The 21957-nt window shown below is 44.1% G+C and carries 22 protein-coding genes and 2 pseudogenes; 3 read left to right on the plus strand and 21 right to left on the minus strand.

Features of this window, described 5'->3' with window-relative positions:
• From AT710_04410 to AT710_04430, 5 genes and pseudogenes are all read right to left on the minus strand, one after another.
• A pseudogene (locus AT710_04410) lies at positions 1 to 519 on the minus strand (transposase).
• Between the two features lie 79 nt (positions 520 to 598).
• Entirely contained in the window at positions 599 to 1468 is an 870-nt protein-coding gene (locus AT710_04415) for a multidrug ABC transporter permease (protein KUO92121.1), read from the minus strand.
• Positions 1465 to 2460 (minus strand): ABC transporter ATP-binding protein, encoded by a 996-nt coding sequence (locus AT710_04420; GenBank protein KUO92122.1) that lies wholly within the window; start codon positions 2458 to 2460, stop codon positions 1465 to 1467. The genes AT710_04415 and AT710_04420 overlap by 4 nt, the downstream gene beginning before the upstream one ends.
• On the minus strand, positions 2457 to 2882 hold the full coding sequence (locus AT710_04425; GenBank protein KUO92123.1) for a PadR family transcriptional regulator: 426 nt from the start codon (positions 2880 to 2882) through the stop codon (positions 2457 to 2459). The genes AT710_04420 and AT710_04425 overlap by 4 nt, the downstream gene beginning before the upstream one ends.
• Positions 2883 to 3120: 238 nt before the next feature.
• Positions 3121 to 3321: a hypothetical protein gene (locus tag AT710_04430; GenBank protein KUO92124.1), complete on the minus strand. Its 201-nt coding sequence runs from the start codon at positions 3319 to 3321 to the stop codon at positions 3121 to 3123.
• 182 nt (positions 3322 to 3503) lie between these two features.
• Between AT710_04430 and AT710_04435 the strand changes: the two genes are divergently transcribed.
• Positions 3504 to 4439, plus strand: coding sequence for a ubiquinone biosynthesis protein UbiA (locus AT710_04435; GenBank protein KUO92140.1), 936 nt, complete (start codon positions 3504 to 3506; stop codon positions 4437 to 4439).
• Positions 4440 to 4503: 64 nt separating this feature from the next.
• Here AT710_04435 and AT710_04440 read toward each other — a convergent pair whose 3' ends face one another.
• The 11 genes and pseudogenes from AT710_04440 to AT710_04490 form a co-directional block, all read right to left on the minus strand.
• Positions 4504 to 5616, minus strand: a complete 1113-nt coding sequence (locus AT710_04440; protein ID KUO92125.1) for a hypothetical protein — start codon at positions 5614 to 5616, stop codon at positions 4504 to 4506.
• Between the two features lie 342 nt (positions 5617 to 5958).
• Positions 5959 to 6843 (minus strand): histidine kinase, encoded by an 885-nt coding sequence (locus AT710_04445; protein ID KUO92126.1) that lies wholly within the window; start codon positions 6841 to 6843, stop codon positions 5959 to 5961.
• Positions 6844 to 6874: 31 nt separating this feature from the next.
• On the minus strand, positions 6875 to 7171 hold the full coding sequence (locus AT710_04450; protein ID KUO92127.1) for a hypothetical protein: 297 nt from the start codon (positions 7169 to 7171) through the stop codon (positions 6875 to 6877).
• Positions 7168 to 8214 (minus strand): electron transfer flavoprotein subunit alpha, encoded by a 1047-nt coding sequence (locus AT710_04455; protein ID KUO92128.1) that lies wholly within the window; start codon positions 8212 to 8214, stop codon positions 7168 to 7170. Before AT710_04455 ends, AT710_04450 begins: the two co-directional genes overlap by 4 nt.
• The gene (locus AT710_04460; protein KUO92129.1) at positions 8214 to 9032 is read right to left on the minus strand and encodes an electron transfer flavoprotein subunit beta; all 819 of its coding nucleotides are present in this window, start codon (positions 9030 to 9032) and stop codon (positions 8214 to 8216) included. The genes AT710_04455 and AT710_04460 overlap by 1 nt, the downstream gene beginning before the upstream one ends.
• A gap of 329 nt (positions 9033 to 9361) precedes the next feature.
• Positions 9362 to 10636, minus strand: coding sequence for an electron transfer flavoprotein (locus AT710_04465; GenBank protein ID KUO92141.1), 1275 nt, complete (start codon positions 10634 to 10636; stop codon positions 9362 to 9364).
• Between the two features lie 81 nt (positions 10637 to 10717).
• Positions 10718 to 10975, minus strand: coding sequence for a hypothetical protein (locus AT710_04470; GenBank protein ID KUO92130.1), 258 nt, complete (start codon positions 10973 to 10975; stop codon positions 10718 to 10720).
• 367 nt (positions 10976 to 11342) lie between these two features.
• Positions 11343 to 12299: a hypothetical protein gene (locus tag AT710_04475; protein KUO92131.1), complete on the minus strand. Its 957-nt coding sequence runs from the start codon at positions 12297 to 12299 to the stop codon at positions 11343 to 11345.
• The gene (locus tag AT710_04480; GenBank protein KUO92132.1) at positions 12280 to 13083 is read right to left on the minus strand and encodes an ABC transporter permease; all 804 of its coding nucleotides are present in this window, start codon (positions 13081 to 13083) and stop codon (positions 12280 to 12282) included. Before AT710_04480 ends, AT710_04475 begins: the two co-directional genes overlap by 20 nt.
• Before the next feature lie 6 nt (positions 13084 to 13089).
• The gene (locus AT710_04485) at positions 13090 to 14238 is read right to left on the minus strand and encodes a molybdenum ABC transporter substrate-binding protein (GenBank protein KUO92133.1); all 1149 of its coding nucleotides are present in this window, start codon (positions 14236 to 14238) and stop codon (positions 13090 to 13092) included.
• Between the two features lie 103 nt (positions 14239 to 14341).
• Positions 14342 to 14646, minus strand: a pseudogene (locus tag AT710_04490) (NAD(+) synthetase).
• Between the two features lie 280 nt (positions 14647 to 14926).
• Between AT710_04490 and AT710_04495 the strand changes: the two are divergent.
• Complete coding sequence (locus AT710_04495) at positions 14927 to 15490, plus strand: hypothetical protein (protein ID KUO92134.1); 564 nt, start codon at positions 14927 to 14929, stop codon at positions 15488 to 15490.
• Positions 15491 to 15787: 297 nt separating this feature from the next.
• Here AT710_04495 and AT710_04500 read toward each other — a convergent pair whose 3' ends face one another.
• Both AT710_04500 and AT710_04505 read right to left on the minus strand, forming a co-directional pair.
• Entirely contained in the window at positions 15788 to 17455 is a 1668-nt protein-coding gene (locus AT710_04500) for a methylmalonyl-CoA mutase (protein ID KUO92135.1), read from the minus strand.
• 59 nt (positions 17456 to 17514) lie between these two features.
• Entirely contained in the window at positions 17515 to 18129 is a 615-nt protein-coding gene (locus AT710_04505; protein ID KUO92136.1) for a hypothetical protein, read from the minus strand.
• A 158-nt stretch (positions 18130 to 18287) separates the two neighbouring features.
• Here AT710_04505 and AT710_04510 point away from each other — a divergent pair, with 158 nt between their 5' ends.
• On the plus strand, positions 18288 to 20159 hold the full coding sequence (locus tag AT710_04510; GenBank protein KUO92137.1) for a hypothetical protein: 1872 nt from the start codon (positions 18288 to 18290) through the stop codon (positions 20157 to 20159).
• Between the two features lie 13 nt (positions 20160 to 20172).
• On the opposite strand, the gene AT710_04515 is transcribed toward AT710_04510, so the two are convergent.
• From AT710_04515 to AT710_04525, 3 genes are read right to left on the minus strand one after another with little or no spacing between them, the layout of a single operon-like run.
• Positions 20173 to 21390, minus strand: coding sequence for an S-adenosylmethionine synthetase (locus tag AT710_04515; GenBank protein ID KUO92138.1), 1218 nt, complete (start codon positions 21388 to 21390; stop codon positions 20173 to 20175).
• Between the two features lies 1 nt (position 21391).
• The gene (locus AT710_04520; protein ID KUO92142.1) at positions 21392 to 21649 is read right to left on the minus strand and encodes a small nuclear ribonucleoprotein (Sm); all 258 of its coding nucleotides are present in this window, start codon (positions 21647 to 21649) and stop codon (positions 21392 to 21394) included.
• A gap of 31 nt (positions 21650 to 21680) precedes the next feature.
• Entirely contained in the window at positions 21681 to 21950 is a 270-nt protein-coding gene (locus AT710_04525) for a hypothetical protein (GenBank protein ID KUO92139.1), read from the minus strand.
• Positions 21951 to 21957 lie beyond the last annotated feature (7 nt).

Below are 21957 nucleotides of genomic sequence, written 5' to 3' on the forward strand. Positions count from 1 at the left end.
CGAACTCCACTTCGAGACCGAAGTCCTTTAGGACTAGTTTCTGTTCATCCACTACATACCTATCCTGCCTAACAACGAGAAGGAGTTTCCTCCCTCCAGTCTCCCCATCCTTCCAATACCTCGGTGGGCCAACGCGGTTCATGTGAGATGGTAGTTTGTTTTCCTTCTTTAGCTTGATTAGGGAGAAGAATGAGTTCCACGCCTCATTATTCTTCTGCATAACCGCTTGCGCGTTGACCCCCAATTCTTCCTTATACTTCTCATAGCATTTACCCCAAGTCCCCTCGAAATCCACTCCCCCTCCCCATGGAAGAATTGCTGCCTCCTCTCATAATTAACCTCGTTAAACAGCTTAGCCGAGGCGTTGGCTAGCCTCCTCAGCTTTCTTTCCTGGAACCCATGGTAGGAGGCGAATCACGATGGTTCTCTTATTGTGTTTAATTTCTTTGATGCCTTCTCCCGGTATTGCGGGGTCGGCCCCCGCCCCCCATTCCCAAGAAATTGACCGGAAGAAGACATCTTAAAGAGGAATAGTAAGAAGTTTTTAAGCTTTTACCCCGCCCTAAAGGGGCGAGGTTTGTCGTTCGTTTTATCAGTTTCATGAATTGAGGAATCTCCATGAAAGCATTATGCCAAGCGTTGAAAAAATAGCCGCGAATGCTATTAGGAACGCGAAATCAAACCATATGCTGGTCATGCCTGTTGCCCCCAGCAATAATTGCCTTGATATATCATTAGCATAACTTATGGGGTTTATCTCAACTATTGGCTTCAGCCAGGACGGCATTAACTTAACTGGATAGAATGAGTTGCTGGCGAATAATAGCGGCAAATTAAGCAGATTCATTATGGCCATTTGGGATTCCCAACTCGTCGATCTCAGAGCCAGCATTATGAATAAGGATGATAGGCCAAGCGACATTAGGAATAGGGCAGCATATGTTCCAGCTATATCCAACGCGGATAAGTCCGGCTTGAACTGCATGCCAAGCAACACGGCTATTATGAGGACTATCGTGGCTTGAACCAGGGATCTTATTACTGCAGATAATACCTTACCCATTATTATGGATCCACGAGACACGGGTGTAGTTAATAATTTATTGAGGAACCCAAGTCTCCTATCCCATACAATCATCATGCCGCTATTCATCGATGTGAATAGGACAATGAAGGACAACATGCCGGCCGCCAAGAATGAGAAGTAATCCGATGTTCCAAANGTGTTCTTTATGAGCTCGGCTCCTATTTGATCAATCACTTGCTTCGGTATATTGAGTCCAGGAATGCTGAGTCCCGATGTGAACATGTTGCCTATGTTCATTGCCTTGCCGAATAGCCCTAACCAAAGCACTGGTTGAACCAATGATAAGAGCAGTATAAATGGCGCTTTATACCACTTCTTGAGTTCCCTATTGGTTAATGCCCATAATCCGTGAAATGGGCTAAGATCTTGCTTCTCCATCATGACCTCGCCTTTCTTATGGTTCTCATGGTTGAAAAAGCCTCCTCCCAATTGGATTGCTCTTCCCGCAGGCTTTTGCCTGTGTACTTAATATAGACCTCATCCATCGTTGGCTGCGTTATGGATATTTTCAATACCTTTATGCCATTCTTGTTCAGTGACTCCAGTATTTTTGGAGCCATATATCCCCCATCCTTCACGCTCATCCATATGGTATCCCCAGAGACACGCACCTCGCTAGTGCCATCTATGCTGGCTATTATTTCCTTTGCGAGATCGATGCTGCCCATTATTTGCAGGGTAACTATGTCGCCTCCTAAACTCTCCTTTAATTCCTTGGGGGTACCTATTTTAGCTATCTTGCCCTTATCTATTATGGCTATTCTATCGCAATAGGCATCCGCCTCCTCCAAGTAATGAGTGGTCACTAGAATAGTCATGTTATACTCGGTCTTTAGCTTAGTTATGTAGGACCATATGGCTGCTCTTGTCTGTACATCTAGCCCTAGCGTTGGTTCATCGAGGAAAAGTATGCGGGGCCTATTTATTAGCCCCATGGCTATCTCGAGGCGTCTCCTCATGCCTCCAGAATAGTTTTCCACTTTTTTATTAGCGGCCGACGTCAATTCAACCATATCCAGCAACTCCTTCGCCCGTTCCTTAGCAATGCTCTTCGGGATACCATATAATGAGGCGGCCAGCATTAGGTTTTCCCATCCCGTTAAGTCTTCATCAGCCGTGTACTCCTGCAAAACGNCTCCTATCGATTGCCTAACCTTTGATGCTTGATTAACTATATCATAGCCATTAACAAGTGCAGTGCCTTCCGTTGGCTTGACCAGCGTGGTCAGCATTCCTATGGTAGTGCTTTTACCAGCTCCATTTNGGCCAAGCAGGCCAAATATTTCCCCGATTGATACCTCGAAATTTATGTGATCAACTGCAACTAGTGTTCCATATTTTTTCGTTAAATTGATGGCCTTTATTGCGCTCATTCTATCAGCCTCCCCAGCCTAGTCCTTATCTCCTCTATTCTATTCTTATATTGCATTATTTTATCTTTGCCCATGTCCTCCATATATGATATGTAGCTTTCCATCTCATTCAATATATCATCCATGGTTCTCGGTTTAATTGGCCAAGAAAACAATTCACTGTACTCGGAGGCCTCCGCTATTCCTTTATCGGTTAATTTGTATCTGCCATCACTCAACTTAATGGCTAGGCCCTCCTCCACTAGAGATGATAATAACGGGTAAATGGAGCCAGGGGAGGGGCGCCACCATCCCCAAGTCATTCTCTCTATTTCATCCATTATTTCCGCTCCATTCTTTGGAGACTCTTGAAGCATTTGAAGAACAAGTATCCTAAGGCCTCCCTTTTTCCTTATACCGCCTCTGAATATAGTGGGCCACATATCGATACCGATATCAATATCCTATTTAAACCTTTCCACAGAGTTTAAACACAGCAAGTAAACTTAACATAACGTCACAGACCCACCGCATGCCATGAATGCATGCCCGAAGCAAGGATCCCCCACCCATGAATCCACTCCTTTCTATTAAAGGGAAGACCATTCATTGGTTCCGAGCGATAAACAAGGAAGTAATCTATCCTCTTCCCCCATTTCTGGGAGCCTTTTATATTCCTGTTTATTTCTCATTTGGTTTCATTGTTTTTTCATTTAAGTAGCTATATATTTCATAGCCGCTAAATATTCCGTCCTCCGTTATCAATAATGGTGTTGGCCCATCATCGATTGAGCTTATTCTCACAAGCTTTGCTCTAGGCATGAGCTTCTTAACTAGCTCCACCACATTATCATCCATATCATCATAGAGGAGTATTGCCATGAATCTATGGGGACTAGATCATTTATAACGCAAACGTGTAAAAAACAAAAATCATAGTTGACGAAAGTTTTACCATTATAAGGGATCCATTGCAGGCCCTTTATAATTAAAAAATTTTTAAGCATGTCATTAAATGTTAGCCAAGGCCGAGGCAAATGAGTGATGCAAAGACCAATAATTCAATGAAACCCAATGGACTAGGAAAAATACGTATATGGGTGATGGCGACCAGTCCATCAACATTAACTAGTGCATTCGCCTCCGTCACGTTAGGGGCATCTCTATCTTTTTACTTATATGCCAAGATAAATATGCTTTACTACGTTATAACAGTCATTGGGATAGTCCTAGCACAGGCCGGGGTCAACTTAGTTCATGATTACTCTGAATATAAGACGGGCCTAGATGTGGCGCATATCTCACGGGGATTACCTCATAGAATTCATCCAATAATAAATTTGGGGTTAGATCCCAAGTCCGTGAAGCGAGCCGGGTATCTGTTATTGGTTATATCCGGCATAATGGGAATATACTTGGCGATAAACACCACATGGATGATCCTAATAATAGCCTTCGCTGGATTCTTATTTGGAGTATTGTATAGTGAGGGGTTAAGGCTTCATTATAAGGGAATAGGCGAGGCAGTGGCTTTACTATCCATGGGGCCCCTCGTTTCCCTAGGCTCATTCATGGTTCAAACATCAATATTCAGTTGGACACCCCTACTAGTTGGTTTAATAAATGGATTATTTACATTCATAATACTACTAGGCTCCGGTGCAATGGAGATAGATGCTAGTCGAGAATTCGGCAAGAAAACCATTGCCTTAATGCTGGGACTAAGGAGAACAGGATACCTAGCCGTCATTTCCACTATACTTGTATACATTGTGATAATTATCTCAGTGATCATTGGTTACCTGCCCTATGCATCATTGCTTGCATTGCTCGTAATGCCATCCTCAATAAAATTAGCGATCCCGCTGCTGAGAAATACCGAGGGGAAAAACTGGAGGGAATTAAGAGGATTATGGGCCGGCCCATTTAACCATAGAATCATAATTCTAGCAATAATAATTGCATCCATAATAGTCTCGAGATTATTTTACATACCATAGCGGATTCAATCTCCTTCTCATACTTTGGGGCGAGGGCTTTCCACCCCTCAATTCCCAATATAAACTATGGAGATTTCGTTCCAATCCTTGACTCATTAATCAATGGAGCGGCCAACAAAAGAGACACGGTTGTAATCACTACCCAACCAATCAAGTAGCCATAATACGCAGATATGGCGGTGAAGAGAGGCTGTAGCCATATCCCTATTATCATATTCATGAAGTTAACAAAGGCCAATGATAAGGCGCCCCCTCGAGCCGCCGTTATTGCGTAAGCTACTGAGAATGCCATATCATTAAAGAAGCCTGACAATGCGCCCAACAAGAACTCTACTAGGGGATTACTGATCCACATGAAGTACAGTGGAAGAGATGATGCAATGGTGACCATTATGAGGAGCCGCAACTTATCGCCGGCCTTATTGAAGAATGCATTAGTCATGAAGCCCCCCAATATTGATGCCACAATGAGGCCCTCAGCTATTAAACCGGCGTGGAATGATCCATAACCAAATAAGTGAGCTACTTGGTACGGCAATAATTCACTTACAACATAATATGCACCCCATACGCCGCTTATCCCTATTGCTATATTTAATGACTTCCTTATGTTTCCAATAGCGTAAGTTGGTCTGCGCTCGAATCCCCTTAATTCATATAAATCCATAAGTCCCATTACTATGGCTAATGCCCCCGCTATTATCGTGGCTGCCCTCCACTCCAATAAATCATCCATGTATCCCCATAATAAGCCTATTAGGCTGCCAACGCCGTAAAATGCATTATAAAGCCCCATGACTATGCCCTCCTTGCCTCTATTTAATTCAACTAATGCATATGCAGCTGATGAGAAGAATAATGCAGCACCCACTCCAGACACTGCGCGTAATGCCAATAATTCCCACAAATTAGAGGACAGGCCGGCAAGGGATGTGAATGCGCCCAACACTATCATTCCAATTATCAATGTCTTCTTAGCTCCAAGACGAGATGAGATATAAGCCGAAGGTACTTGAAGCAATGCAGCACCTATAAAGAAGGAGAGGGGAACCCAACCAACTAAGTAACTCGGTATATTGAATGTAGCTTGTATCTCCGCTATTGGCGGCGCTAGGACAAACCATTGAATTGCGTATATAACACGCGACGCCATTATCACCGATGTTCTTATATCCACTTATGAGCCGAGAAAGAAACCCATTTTTAACTTTACGGGACATTGTGAACTACCCCGTCCTCATGGTGCTTCCCGCTTCCTCGCCCAGCCTGCATCGTTACGGGCAGGGGGCGGAGCTCCACGGGCGCTGCGGGTGGTTCCCGCTCTGCCCTCTGGGCTTTTAACGCCCTCACCCTCCACGGAAACGCCACCATTTAAACGCCACTAGGGAGCCATCCCCTCCCTCGCGGGTCTTTCGCTCCCCTTAACTCCCGTTAAGATAAAGAATAATGAACCCCGCCCCTTTAGTGTTTGAGGGAAGCCGTTGCTTGCCCTCCTTTTTGTATAGCTAATTCCTATGGATTATTTAACGAATAGTTTAAGGACATCTGTTCGGGTGACTATGCCGATGGGGTTTCCCTTAACGTCTATGACCACTAATCTACCTATGTTTTTATCCATCATGAGCGTTATTGCGTCGTAAACATCATCATCCTCCCTTATTAGGGGTACCTCGGGTCTCATGTATTGCTCAACTATGGCATTCAAATTGTTTTCCGCATATGCCCTAGCTACATCAGTGCTGGTTATGAGGCCCACCAACTTGCCATCAGTATCAATGACGGGAAGTGCCCTTATTTTCTTCTCGGAGAAAATCCTCGCCGCATTATGAAGCGGCTCAGTTCTCGATATGACTAGAACATTCTTGCTGGATATTTCCTTAACCTTCACCTTAGGTATCGAGATGAATTTCCTAATGGATATCACTATTTCCCTCATCTGCTCATTCTTATCCACGACTTGTCCCTCAATTACTATTCTAGCATTTGTGGTTGGCCCTATCCTAACTAACGAGCCAAGCTGAAGCTGTCTTAAGTTACCCATGACCTTTATTATGGCCTTGGTTATGAAGGGATTAAGCATATCCAGTAACTCTATATTTGTGGCATACATGGTTGCTCCGCCCTTATCAATAGATAATGGCGCTATATCGCTTATTCCAGCCATCATTGATGGCGATCTAAGTATCTCCATTGCTTTCTGGGACGGCGTGAAGCCACCATATGGGCCAGTCTTGCTATCTATGAAACCCATAGCCCTTAGCGATATCATTATGTTACGCACTGTTCCTTCATTCATTCCGAGGCGAATCGCTATCTCCTTGCTCTTTATTGGTCTCTTATAATTGCTGTGAAGCTCAACCAATGATTCCAGTATCTTGATAAATGTTTGAGGCAGCGATTCCATGTATTCTAAATTATCTATAATTTAATAACGTTTACTCACTGTTTCCAGGAAGCCCCCAGGGCTGCTCAATGAAGCAAGTAACGCCCACATCATCCTTGCTGCACTTACCGATAAGCGGATAATTTCCTCCAATTATTAATTCCGTGGGGTAACTTGATATTAATTCATTTATCTCCAGCTCTAGATTTATTCTTTCTCCATATTGATCTATCTCCATTATTATGCGCGGCCCTAGCCGTATTCTAATTATAGAGGCAGGATCTATTTTCACCTCAGATTCAAGAAACCAAATTACTTTGCTTCGCACCTGTATTATCGTTATCTTCATTGCTGAGCCTTTCGACGCTCACGCAGCAATTCTAATAGAGCCTCCGTGACTTGCTTGTAATCGCCCACAACCCCATAATCAACATAGTTAAATATGGGGGCATTGGGATCGCTATTAACCGCAACTATTATCTTTGACTCATTTATCCCGAACACGTGCTGAATTGCTCCACTGACTCCCATGCCTATATAAAGCCCTGGCCTAACAGTCCTCCCAGTTTGCCCTATTTGTCTACTGGTTGGTAACCAACCAGCATCGGTCACCTTCTTGGTGCCGCCAATAGTTCCACCCAATAACCTAGCCAACTCGGTGAGGAGCTTAACCCCCTCCACGCCATTAACTCCCTTACCGGCCACCACTACTATATCAGATTTCTCCACGGGAGGTAAACCGCTCTCATCTTCCTCTGCTATGGGCTTCGATCCCAGGAATCGACCCCGAGGCTCCGGCAACTTGCTTAGCTTCTCCTGAATCACCTCGCCCTTCCTCGACTCATCGCGCGGCGGCGTAGGGAATACATTAGGCCTGACACTGGCCAATTGAGGCCTTCTACTGGGCGTCCTTATGTGGGCTAGGATGCTGCCGCCATAGGTTGGCCTCACTTGATCCAAGTCACGTGTTTTGGGATCCACAGCCAGGGCAGTGCAGTCAGCAGTTATTCCGCTTCTCAACGTATTGGCCACATATGGAGCTAGTTCCCTGCCCCTCTTAGTTGCCGCGAATAATATTATCTCTGGCTTATATTTATTGGCTAGCTCCACGACTGATGCAGCATATAGGTGAGGCATGTAGGTTGCCAATCTATCATCCTCCACATAAATTACCCTATCCGCACCGTAATATATCGGTTCATTAATGATTTTCTTCACGTCACCACCAACCACTATGCCCGTCACATCCACTCCTATCTTGGTTGCCAATTCCCTGGCTTTCCCAATCAATTGAAGACTCCCCTCGCTTATTTTGCCATTAATGTGCTCCACGTAGACCCAGATGCCTCTATACTCATCCTTATTAACGGGGTTCCACTCTGGGCAAACCATTACCTGATCACCCCTTCCTTAGATAGATTCTCGAGAAGCCACTTAGCGGCCTCCCTAGGATCACCCTTGAATATTTGCTTCTTACGTGGAAGAGGCTTGGCATCTTCTATCTTAGCCACTATCGTAGGGGACCCCTTCAATCCGACGCACTCCGGATTCAGCCCTAGCTCCTTATTAGTCATTACCTTCACTAGGCCATTCATCTTAGCCACTATTTTCCTATTTAGGCTAATGTCCCTTGGTGGATTACTATTCCTGTAGACGCTTAGTATTATTGGCATGCTATATACGAATTCCTCCACTAAACCCTCATCCTCCAAGTACCTAGTTACCTTAACGGTATTATCTTTCAAGTTAGGCTCAGCATCGGTTGCATAGTAAACAAACGGCACCTCAAGCCACGACGCCACTTGAGCCGGCATATGAGCCGTAGTGGAATCAGTGGTTTCCTCGCCCATTATTATTAGGTTAAAGTTAGGGAATAACTTAGCGATGGATTTCGCTATTGCATGGGACGTGGCCAATGTATCGGCTCCAGCGAATACCCTATCCGTTATTAGAATGGCCTCGTCCGCGCCCATACCTATTGTGGATTCTAAGAAATCCTTGCCATTGGGGGGAGCCATTGAGATGGTCACCACCCTTCCGCCGAACCTATCCTTTATCTTGAGCGCCAACTCCAATGCATTCCTATCATATGGATTAATCATTAATGGAACGCCTTCCCTAACCAAGTTATGAGTGTTGGGATCAAGTCTAACTGCCGTTATGTTCGGCACAGCTGCCTTAACAGGAACAACTATTGTTAATTCATACATGGCTTTACCACCATTGGATTGATTTTTAAGCATGACCCATCACCCAAACCTGAACTGCACCCCATAACCGCTCTTGGGGTAATTCCACTCAATTGCTCCACTTGGGCATACGACCCTACAGGTACCGCACTCGACACATCCCTCATGAGAGAACAATACGGCGCCATCGCTGCCGGGAGTATAGCACCTGGCTGGGCAGAGGTAGAGACATGGCTTTGCATCGCACTTGCGGCACTGATCCGGATCCTTTATCCTAATATGGGGTCTCTGATCAACATCCCATGCATTCGAATTAAGCCGCTCCTCTATGGGGATCTTCCTTTCCATGTTCATAGGTTGGTCACCATCCTAACCATATCCCTCATCATATCCAGCATGGTTATATTACCCTTAGTCTCCTTAAACGTACTAAATAGTTTCCTCGGAGNCCCATCAACATCGNAATACCGCTTCAAGAATGCATTGATGAATTTCGCATAGTCATTATATAGCCTCGGCTCATCCAGCGCCTTGTAAGCATTACGGAATGCCCTTAATTCCCTCATTACGAAACTCTCCTCCAGTAATTTACCATATAGAGAGAGAGAAGTCTCATCAAAATTGCCACCGCCTTCATGAACCTTAGTTATGGCCTCTGCAGCCACTCTGCCGCTCTCGATAGCGAAATCAACGCCTCTTATTATTATACCTCCATGAAGCAGGAAGCCGGCGGCATCGCCAATAACTAGATAACCATTGCCGTAAAGACTGGGCGGCGATGCATTGAGACCCATTACCGGAGTCAAGTGACCTGAGTACTCAAGTAATTGACCGTCCTTTATTAACCTATTTATGAAGGGATGAAGCCTAAATTCCTCCACTAAATCATATATTGGAGTGTCGACCTTATCGCCGTGGCTTAAGTAAATCACTAATCCCAAGGTTATAGCATCCTTATTGGTGTAAATGAAGGCACCTCCTGGCGCATAATGCGTTGGAAAACCGGCGAGGGCCCAAGCGACGCCCTCATCCTCATCCAGGTTAAATCTCTCGTTTATGACCTTTCTACCTAATTTAATGACCTCCTTAACTCCAACGCCAACCATTTTTGGCTCCAGCTTTGGAGCTAATCCGCTTCGTTCTAATACCAATCTATTAATTCCCTCCGCCGAGACCACTACGTCTCCATACACTTCATCATTACCAGACCGAATACCCACCACTTTCCCATCATTTATCACCAAGGAATCCACAGGAGACTCTGTCACTATCATGGCTCCAGCCGCCTCTGCCTTCTTGCCTAGCCACTCAGTAAAATCGGAAAGCGAGGCAGTAAATGATTTATGCTCAACATTATTGGTTTCAAATTCGATGGTGGTTCCACTGTCCTCCGTAAGGAATGATATTCTCTCCTTCCTAACCCAGCGCTCTACGGGCGCCTCCTTTACGTACTCTGGATATAATTTATCCAATACATGCGCATATATTCTGCCACCATAGACGTTCTTGCTGCCAGGCTTACGTCCACGCTCCACCACTAGAACCTTAAATCCCTTTTGAGCCAATTGCTGGGCAGTCGTGAGACCGGCTGGACCGGCCCCAACTACTATTGCGTCGAATTTTATAGACACGTGTCCTATGCCAACTAGAGCACTTATTAAATATTATCCTAAGTAGCCATCTAAAGACTCAACTATGCAATAGTTTCATCTACGGTATGAGGACTCTGTCTCCCTGGAGATCAATTTAGCTATTCTAGAATATGCATGTTGCGCATCCTTCGCATTTAAAGTATAGATCCGTATTTTTCCACCGCCATCCACGCATTTAGTAAGCGTCACTACCATTAGCCGCCTCTTGCCTAACCTGGAGTATCCTATAGAGTATGTCTTGCAATCCCCATCATCTATCAACATAATCCTATCAAATTGATCTATGGAGAGGCTTAGAGGGATTTCAGTCATTTAAGATCACCTAAACTAATTTAGTTGAGGGACTTTATTAAGCTTTTTCGCAATCCGCATTTCCCTAATTCCGCCATATAAATCATGTTCCCTAATTCTTTCATCTATTTTCATCAGAGACCCCGTCCGTGAGGGTGGGGAGTTAAGTAAAATACTATTAGATATAGGGATTTGATGTTCCCCAACGTGGCTTGAGCGCGTCTATTAACGTAGCCCGTGCCTTAACGAGAGGCATGGGTCGGNNTCACGTAAACGCCCCTAAGGGGNGATGAAGGTGCGTCGTGAAGANCACTGNAAACCCCAAAGCCCCACCCATAAGGACGGGGTAGTTTACGCCTCTCGAGTATTTCTATAACCAAATAATGCNCTAGCTAGTGTGTTGTTTCTTAATTACATGATGCTTTACTATATTAATGTTCACTTTCTCCCCAACTTCGGGCCTTCTCTTGGAGAAGGCGACTAATCGATCATCATTAATTCTTATCTCCACATAAAATCCACTTAGCGAATCTATCACATTAGTCACTATTCCCTCAAGGGTACCTATGCCCAGCTCTATCCATTCAGGCCTTATGAATACCAAACCATCAATTCCCAAAATCCTGCCATCAACCACATTATTTCTATACCCCACGAAGCCGGCTACATCGATATCGTTCGGTTCATTAAATAGAGTTTCCTTATCCCCCACATACCTTAATTGGCCTCCTATTATCACCCCTATCCTATCTGCAAGGGAATAGGCCTCCTCAAAATCATGCGTAACATGTATTACCGTTAACCCATATTGCCTACGCACATCCTTTAATAGCTCCATAAATCCCATTCTGCTATGAGGATCAAGCATGGATAATGGCTCATCCAATAAAAGGATTCTGGCTCCAGAAACCAAGGCACGCGCTAATGCGACTTTCTGCCGCTCACCTCCCGATAATGTTGCTGGATTCCGCTCCAACAAACCATCTATGCCTAATTGGCCAGCGATGGAGGAAACCACTTTATCGATGCGCTCCCTAGGACTGCCTCGAGCTCTTAATCCAAATTCTATATTTCTCCTGACACTCATTATTGAGAATAAGGCATAATCCTGCGGCACAAATGAGACACCTCGCTTCTCTGGCGGCATCATGGTGACATCCACGCCATTAATTATTATTCTGCCGTTCCGGGGTCTATGGGCGCCTGCCACTAATCTCAATAAGGTTGATTTTCCGCTTCCCGTGGGGCCCATTAATACGAAGTACTCATCATTAATGGATAAATCTATGGGGCCTAACTTAAAGGATTGAACTTGATACTCCAATTCAATTATGCGAAGCGACATGGCTTATCCCAATTACCGCCTTATATATCACGAATATAATGAAGATCACTAGGATGAGGGCGGCCGAGTACATGGCTGCATTAGTCAAACCTATGCCTACATATGACTCATAGATATAAACAGAGGCCGGCATTATGGTTGATTTACCCATGAATATATAGTAAGCAACTATGAAGAGGGCGCCGGCTTCCGAGACCGATCTAGACCAGGAAAGCATGGCTCCATTTGCTATCGCTCTCCTTATATATGGAATCACCAAGTGGAGAAGAACATATGATTGGGAAGCACCCAATGTACGAGCCGTTAACTCTATGTCTGGATTTATCATTCTAATTGCGGTTTCAATCGTTCTCACGGTATAAGTAGAGCTCAAGTAAGCCACTGCGGCAACTGCTCCCCAAAGAGTATCAATAAAGCTCACGCCAAGCCGTGCCAGTAGGGGGCCAAGACCATAGCTAGATGCGAATGCCAACACTATCATTATGCCAACAACTATGTGAGGAATCATGATGGGAATATCGAGCAATGCATCAATAATATACTTTCCCCTGAACTCATACCTAGCCATGAAGTAACCAAGGGGAATACCGAAAATCACCGATATTACCGAGGCTATTGTGGCCATTATGATGGTGACCTCAATGGCCTCCAGAAACGATGGTGACCTAATAGCATGAAAAACACTGAAAGATGCAACCTTAGCTAGCACTAGAATTGGGAATACGTAGAAAAGCAATAGGATAAAGCCGAGGAAAATAGTTATTTTAAATGAGGCATTATCCATAATCACTTATTCACCCGGGAATATTGAGGCGAGACCCGGCTCATCGCTGAGCGGCACAGTGAATGGCTGCAGCTGTGGAGGAACCGATGCATAATTGCCATACACTACTCCGGGCAGTATCGGCGTTATCCCATTGCTTTCAAGCACTTTCTGGCCCTCTGGACTAAAGAGCAGGAGTATGAAGTTAATCGCAGCCTGCGGATTCGGGGCAGCGTATGGTATCGATGCCGTATAAACGACGGGATTGCATTGGAATGTCTTGGTGACTCCATTCTCGCTCCACGTAACATTAACTGAGTGATAGTAATTCACCATTGATAGGTTGCCCAGGTTTATTTGAGGCGGCAGCGTAATGTAAGCTATGGTGGGCACCGCTTTATGCGTCGGCAACGCATTACTCAAGTAAGCACTAAGAATGAAATCTATCTTGCCGCTCTCCATTAATGTAACTAGATCCACCTCGGTATTCTCCATATATATCTTGCTTGGATTAAGCTCCTGTCCCTGATAGTAATATAAGGTATCGTATACCAGCGACGAGTTACCGAAGTAAGTGAGACCGGCTAACTTGGTTACGCATATTGCTTGATAACCCGAGGGATCCGTGAAGGGGTTAGATACTCCTACTACTACTCCGGGCTGCATCAATATTTGGAATATTTGCTTCCAATATGGGCTACTGCTGGAATTATCGGTTTGTAACCATAAGTTATAGACTTCCTTCCCCACCGTTGTATTTAAGTTAACCAGCATAACCATTTGAGTGCTTCCAAATGCTATCTCATAATTAGTTAAATTAACTGGAAACAATACCCTGGGTATAGTGGTTGTATCCGCTGATGCAACTAAGCTATAGATTTTGGTTGTATTTTCATCGCTCATAACTTCACCGCTGCCCTTGAAGAGTGGGGTGCCCGTTGTAACGCTTGGATATAGTTGCTCATAAATGTTCAGTAAGTCTCCAAAAGCGAACTTAAGAGTGCCGGCGGCTCCCACATTGAATGCGCTGGATGATTTAGTGACTGGAGGCGTCGTGGATGTGGGCGCAACGCTTGTCGAGGGCTTCGGCGATATAACATAACCCATTGCCAGACCAATGACCAGACCAACTATTAGCAGCGCTATGCCTATAGTGAGGGAGTTTTTCGATGCCATTATAACTCAGGTTATGCGTTATTTTTTAACGATAACGCATAAGGCAAATGAAGCTATTTACCTTCCGCCGACAATAACTGCCGGTCTATTTTAGATAATGATGCCCTAGATAATTCCCTAACATTCTCACTTGTGTTTTGTATAAATCTCCTATGGGTAAAACGTCAACCTCTCCATCTCCGTATTTAGTAAAGTAACCTAACATCAACTCACTCTTATCTCCAGTTCCCATTACTAAGTAGTTCATTTTCTGGGCGAAGGCATAGAGTATGATCATTGCTTTTATATTCCCTATATTATTTTATCTGTAGTATTTACTTTATCAACAAAATTTTTAACAATTTCATCTATATTAACTATAGTGTATTTATTCTCGCCACCTATGAGGACCCAAATCCGATAGAATGCGAAATATGTAAAGCAATAGTTTCGGTACTATGTGGATTGCTAGCTGAAGGCGTCGCTGAAAGCGTGGCACGCGATGAAGCTTGTAGTGGTATTTGTTTAATATTTATTGAGGATCCTATTATCTACGGTGTCTGTGTAGTGATATGCATACCTTCTTGTGATGAATTACTTCAATTAACCATCTCATTAGGAGCAGCAACTGCTTGCGGACTAGGTGGTGAATATTTATGCCAGAAATCTGGTTTATGCTGCTAATATAATAAAATTTTATACTTTATAAATGGATTTAACTAAGGGAAGAGTTATGGAGGGAAAGTTATCTTTTTTGGAATGGCTTGGTTTAGCATTGCTGTTTATAGGTTTACCTGGAGCAATAGCTATTGTAGTGTCGTTTTCGATCCCTTACTATTTATTACACAATGTAACTCTAGCTAATACCCTTAGTACAATAATTCCAATAGTAGTACTTGGAATCTCAGTAACATACTTTTGGAAATATCTTCAGAGTCGCAATCTTGTCACTCCCTTCATGAAAAGGAGATCAATTATAATCTTGCCAGATAGTGGGCAGCCTATTGATGAAAAATACATAAGGAGCTTTGAGGTTAATCTCAAGTTTGTTAAGGGTGAGGAATATATTAAGCAGTTGGCCATGCTAGGCATGATGTATTTGCAAAATGCTGTAGCTTATGATAATAAGGACCTTTACTTGAGGGCTAAGGAGTNTCTGGCAAGGGCTGAGGAGGCTATGGAGGGGAAGAGTATAAGCTTTGAGACTAAAATGTTGGTTGATAATTTAAGGAGTAGGATAGAGACATATAAGTATCGTTTCGGAGAAAGATAAAAGCTTAAACATACATTTGTATTAATTATTGTTACCAAATCCTTACTCTTTTGGTAGTTATTCTTATCGAGAAAACTGTCCGAAATTATTAGCAAATGTAGTTAAGGTGCCGCCGCGGGGATTTGAACCCCAGACAATCAGGTGTCAAGAGCGTTAAACTCACGCTCTCAGTTTAACGCTTAAGCAAGGAGACAATTTTCTCTCTTATAAAACAATCATGTTAAGGCACTATGTTTCACCCTCTTTTGGTTGAAAGAAAACGTTCCGAATCCGGAAGGGAATACTTTCGTAGGTTCCCTAGAAAATCGGCTCTGGCTTATATTCACCCCACTCCTCACGAAGCACTTTGCTCACTTCACCCACAGTAGCCTTAGCCCTAATCGCGTTCAGTATTCCAGGGAAAATATTTACCTCATCGTTATTAGCTAATCTACGGAGCTCCTCCAAGCTACGTCCCCACTTCTCTGCATCCCTATTCTCTCTTACTCTCTTAACGCGATCTATGCTTCTTTTCCTGGATTCGGGATCAACCTTATGCAGCTCCATCCTCGTCCTCTCGTCTTTTCTATACATGTTAACTCCGATCAACGGTAATTCCCCGCTATCCACCTTCTTTTGATATTCATAAGCAGAGGCAGCTATCTCCCGCTGGGGATACCCTAACTCAACTGCCCTCACGGCTCCCCCCAACTTATCTATCTGCTCGATTATTTTCCACGCCTTCTCCTCAATATCATCAGTTAACCACTCAATATAGTATGAACCACCTAAGGGATCAACCGTGTCGATTACACCACTCTCATATGCTATCACTTGCTGTACCCTAAGCGATAACTCCACCGATTTCTCCGTGGGCAGCGCCAATGCTTCATCAAATGAATTGACATGAAGAGACTGACAACCGCCTAGTACTGCCGCTAATGCCTGTATAGTTGTCCTAATTATGTTGACCTCAGGCTGCTGGGCCGTGAGCGCCGCTCCTGAGGTCTGTACGTGGAACTTCATTCTCATTGACTCCGGATTTGCGGCGTTGAATTTATCCCTCATTATTCTACTCCACATTCGCCTAACCGCCCTGAACTTAGCTATCTCTTCAAATAGATTAGTTGTGGCCGCGAAGAAGAACGATAATTTCGGGGCAAACTCGTCTATGGATACCTTACTTCGCTCATTAGTCCATTTAACGTACTCTATTGCATCCGCTAGTGTAAACGCTATTTCTTGAACCGAGGTGGCGCCAGCCTCCCTAAAGTGGTATCCACTTATGCTTATGGGATGCCACTTAGGCAAGTACTTAGCCGTGTACGCTATTAGGTCTGTGGCGTACCTCATTGAGTGAAGCGGTGGATATATGTATAAGTTACGGGCAATGAATTCCTTTAATATATCGTTTTGCACAGTGCCATCCAAAATAGCCGCATCGATGCCACGAGATTCGGCGACCACGATATACATGGAGAGCAATTCCGCTGATGTTGCGTTTATGGTCATTGATGTGCTTATCTTTCCCTGATCTATATCCCTGAACAAAATATTCATTGACTCAACCTCCGGAACTGAGACCCCTACCTTACCTACCTCTGGATAGGCTAATTGATCATCAGGATCCAAGCCTAATTGCGTGGGCAAATCAAAAGCAACACTTAGTCCAGTCTGTCCCTGACTCAATAGAAACCTATACCTAGCATTAGTGTCCTCGGGACTCCCGAAGCCGGAGTACTGCCTGAATGTCCATAATCTATGTCTATACATATTAGGGTAAATGCCCCTCGTATATGGATGCTGGCCGGGAAATCCAAGCTCCATCAAGTAATCCCCGCTCCAATCCAACGGCGTGTATAGATTCCTTATCTTAGTTCCATATAACGTCTCGAATTTTCGCTGCTCCGGCATCTTATTCAGCAATGGAATCAGAAACTCCCTCTTCCACTCCTCATACTTAATCCTGAGCTTTTCATTGTTCATATTTCGTTATAGCCTTTAGGCAAATTAATGCTTTTCGTAGGATACTAAGAATTACGCCATTAGTTTAGCTTCTTAACTATTGCCCATCTGCTAGTTAATGAAGACCCCTTCCTAATTACTTGAAACTTAGATAACAAGAGAGACCATTCCCCTGAATCCACAGAGAGGGGGTCCAAAGCCGGCCGGGATACGCTCATGTATGCAATACCATCTTTTTTCATGACCCTAATGATCTCATTAATTGACCTTAAGTGATCCCTAATGCAACATAGCGTCTTATTAGAGAAAACCACATCAATTGCCTCATCACTGATGAAGGATAAGTCATCGGCAGAGGCAATAATGGGAGTTACATTGGATAACGATAATTCCTTAATTCTCCTCAAAAGAATGTCTATGGAATTCTCATCAGCATCAACTGCATAAACCCTGCCCTGAGGACCAACTTTCTTAGCTATTTTAACGGTGAAGAAGCCAGGACCACTGCCCAAATCCAATACATTATCTTCCTCTTTAATATAATCCCTGATAAATGAGGAAGCGGATTTCTCCATTAATCCTCGAAATGGCATGAGCAATAAGCGAGCTGGCACTCTCCTATCTGGTTGCATATTTTTAATTAATCGGGCTCCAGTAATAATTGCTCCGGCTATGTTCATCTTAACTTGCCTCAAAGCTATCTTTTGGAAGTTGGACTCTATTTTTATTCAATTCACACTGGACTTAGTCGACCTTCTCCCCAACCCTTTAGAGCGCTTGAGATTCAGTATACTCTCTTTACGAGGGTCACTCTATCAACAAAGCGTTTTTAACCTCTATACATAGTTAACATGTGGCCGACTCTCTGGTGATGGGCATTGACATAAATGGGGGCGAGTTCGCGTACGTTGTTGCAAGCGATAAAGGCCTCATAGAGAGCGGCACAGCGGATGAGTGGGGCCTATATAGAGTAATGCGGAAGTATCGTATAAAGAGGCTAGCCATAGACAATGTAAGGGAATTATTAGAGATGGCTCCCCACTTAATACGGAAAATGGCCGCATTACCATTTGATGTATCCATAATTCAAGTCACGAGGCTCAGCGATGGCTCTGAGAAGTCCATGGAGCACCTAGTTAAGGAGTACCTAGGAATAAATGTATCAAAATTATCGCCGCTTCAGACAGCCGAGGCAGCGGCTCGATTATTAATCATGGGAGTCGGCACAGCTATTAAATTATATGAGGATGAGACCCACATAATAGTTAAAGCTAAGATATCGACGACGCCGGGCGGACAAAGCAGGAATAGATATGAAAGAAATGTTTCGCTACGGATTAAGAGCTTAACGGAAGTCATAAAGGAAGCGNTGGATAAGGGGGGCCTAGATTATGATTTATTCTATAGGGAACGCGAGGGAATCAGATCATCGGTTTTCGTAGTGTATGCCGAGAAATCAGTTGTGAGAAGAATAGTGAAGCCCTATAAGGGATTGGATGTTGAGGTAAGGATAGAGTCGGCCCTATTAGACTCCTTTAGGTTTGAGGGAGCAACGGTGCCTAGCCACGATAGGAAACTAATCATTGGCGTTGATCCAGGCATAGTCGCCGGAGTCGCCATCATGGACTTGAGAGGAAACATATTGCGGCTATATAGCGGGAGAAACCTAAGTAGAAGCGCATTATTGAGGATGGTATATAGATATGGATCGCCCATAATAATAGCTACCGACGTCAGTAAGCCCTCGGAGTACGTTAAGAAGCTGGCCGCAATGGTTAATTCCATTCTTTATTACCCAGAGAATGATTTATCCATTGATGAAAAGACGGATATAGCCACTAACCTGGCGAGGCAACATGGAATCAAGGTATCCACTCCTCATCAACGAGACGCATTGGCGGCTGCATATAAAGCATACATGAGCGTGAAGCCAAAGTTGGATAAAGTCGAAGATGAGGTAAAGAGGAGGGCCATAGGATTATCTCTGGATCACGTTAAGGAACTAGTGATAAAGGGCATCCCCATAAATCAAGCCCTTAATGAGGCGCTGAAGAAGGAGCAAACCAATAATAATGTAAAGGTCATAGTTATAAAGGATAAGCAGGAAGATAAGGTCGATAATCACCTAGAGTACATAGAGGCACTGGAGAAAGAGGTGGAGAGACTACGGAGGGAAAACAAGGAATTAAAGGAGGAATTGGAAAGAGCCATAATTAGAAGCCCCAGCGGCGACTCCACGCTTAGAACTAGAATTACTTACTTAGAGCAAGACTTGGCGGCTGAGATAAGTAAAAACATGGATTTAACCAATAAATTAAGGCAACTCGAGGAGCATGTGATTAATATAGCTACAGGCAGCATCGGCATAGCTATTAAGGCTCAAAACGAGGATGAGGTTATAGATGCATTTAGGAGGGGATTCTATCCCATGACGACCCTTTACCACTTATCAATGATGAATATATCCAGGTTACTTGATCTCGGGGCAAACACCATAATAATAAGCGAGGACGCAAGCATAGGTGGATTAAAGACGTTCTTCAAGTTGGGAATAAACCCAATCCCCCTAAAGGATGTATTGGTGTGGGACATCGGCGATGTCAAGTTAATATCTAGGGACGCCGTAATTAAGGCCCTAAATAATATGCGCAGCAATTTGGAGGGCGAGGTCAATCATGACTTTATGGAGGACATAATTAATGAATATAGGAGACGAAGATTATAGCCGCGAGAAGCATTTAGTAAAGCGTTGCCTCCTCATTAAGTATTAACTCGGCTATCCTGGTTATCCTACTTAACTCCTCATCCATTATTGATTGCGCGTCTTGCTTCATATTATTGGTCAATTCCTTCTCTGGAATGACCTCGACATTGGCAATTAATGGCTGGTCAATGGGCTTACCTATCTGGCTAAGCAAGTAAACATAAACCTCCTTAATGCCCGTCACCTCCTTATATATCCTGTTGGCAACGAGGGGCGCAAATACGTTATATATCTTGCCAATATGATTAACCGGATTCTTGCCGGCGGCGGCTTCCATGGTCATGGGCCTCATTGGCGTGATCAAGCCATTAGCCCTATTGCCTCTCCCTGTCATGCCATCATCCCCATGCTCGGCCGATGTGCCCGTAACAGTTATGTAATAAATGCCATTCTCAGGCTTATCTGCGGTATTAATGAAGATGGATGTATCAAAGCCGGGAGCTATCTTCGAAGCCAAGTCCTCTACTCGCCGCTTTACCTCCTCCTTAATGCTCAAGTAATGATCCTTATCCTTAACCAGTGATGATATGAAGGCAGCAGCTATAGTTATCTTAATGGATTTTCCTTGCCTCAACGCCATTACCTTAATATCCTCACCAACCTCTGGGTACTTTAGCTTGAATTCACGTGAATTAAGTAGCCGCTCTGATTCCATCGCTAACCTCTCCGTCACCGAAAAGGGCGCAAAGCCAACTCCTATCGATGTATCGTTCGCTAATGGAACCGCTGAGTGTGTTCCCAACTCATAGACACCAACCAAGTCGGCGGATCCCGGTCCAATAGAGTAATTGACCACTATATGCTTATCCGGATCAAGGAATCTGAANTTATTTTTAATGAATTTCTTAGAGGCAGAGAGAATTATTGGACCAATCGGAATTTTAATTGTTCCACTGCTTGTCTTTACCTCTGTGGTGGCTCGACCGGCGACGTGGATATATATTGGATGTATCACATCGCCGCCTCCAAACTTAGGTGAGGCTTGACCCCCAACTAGCAATACTTTATCTAAATTATGGTGTAGAATTGTTCCGAACTCCTTTAAGTAATACTTGGATAATTCCCTACTAGCGGCTTCGGAAACAGCGTCCGATATATAATCAGGATGACCTAGGCCCTTTCTCTCAACAAGTTCTACAGGCTGCTCCTCAACTGGTTTTCTATCTATATGAGAAACTATTATGTTCCTCATTTCACCCCACCAATAGATCCCTCGCTGAAATATATAGCACCTGATTTCCCCTTATCAAAACCTTTCCATACTTTACTATAACTTCATCGCTGCGGTAATCGAGCTCCTCAGCATCATTAACCACTATATTCATGCAATAATCAAATGAATTAAGGGAACCTCGTAATATTTTTCCAGTCTTCAGCTTCACAACTACTTGCTTGTTTAACATTTTATTCAAGAACCTCAAGGGCTGTTGCTCCTCGTTTGCTTTCTGCATTATGCTCATTTCCATAAGGCATTTTTAAATATTAGCCCCCTATCCGTGAACTGCTCCCGTCCTCATGGGGCTTCCCGCTTCCCCGCCCCGCCTTGCCCATCGTTATGGGTAGTGGGCGGAGCTCCACGGGCACTAAGGGTGGTTCCCACCCTGCATGCTTCAAGTGATTGAGAGCGGAATTATAATCCCTATCAGCCCTCCAACCACACCTGGGACACTCGAAAACCCTATCACTCAACGTTAAATCCATCTTCACGTAACCACACTTAGCGCACGTCTTCGAGGAATTCCTAGGATCCACAAGGATG

Origin of the sequence: Thermocladium sp. ECH_B, assembly GCA_001516585.1 — an archaeon.
Classification (GTDB): Archaea; Thermoproteota; Thermoprotei; order Thermoproteales; family Thermocladiaceae; genus Thermocladium.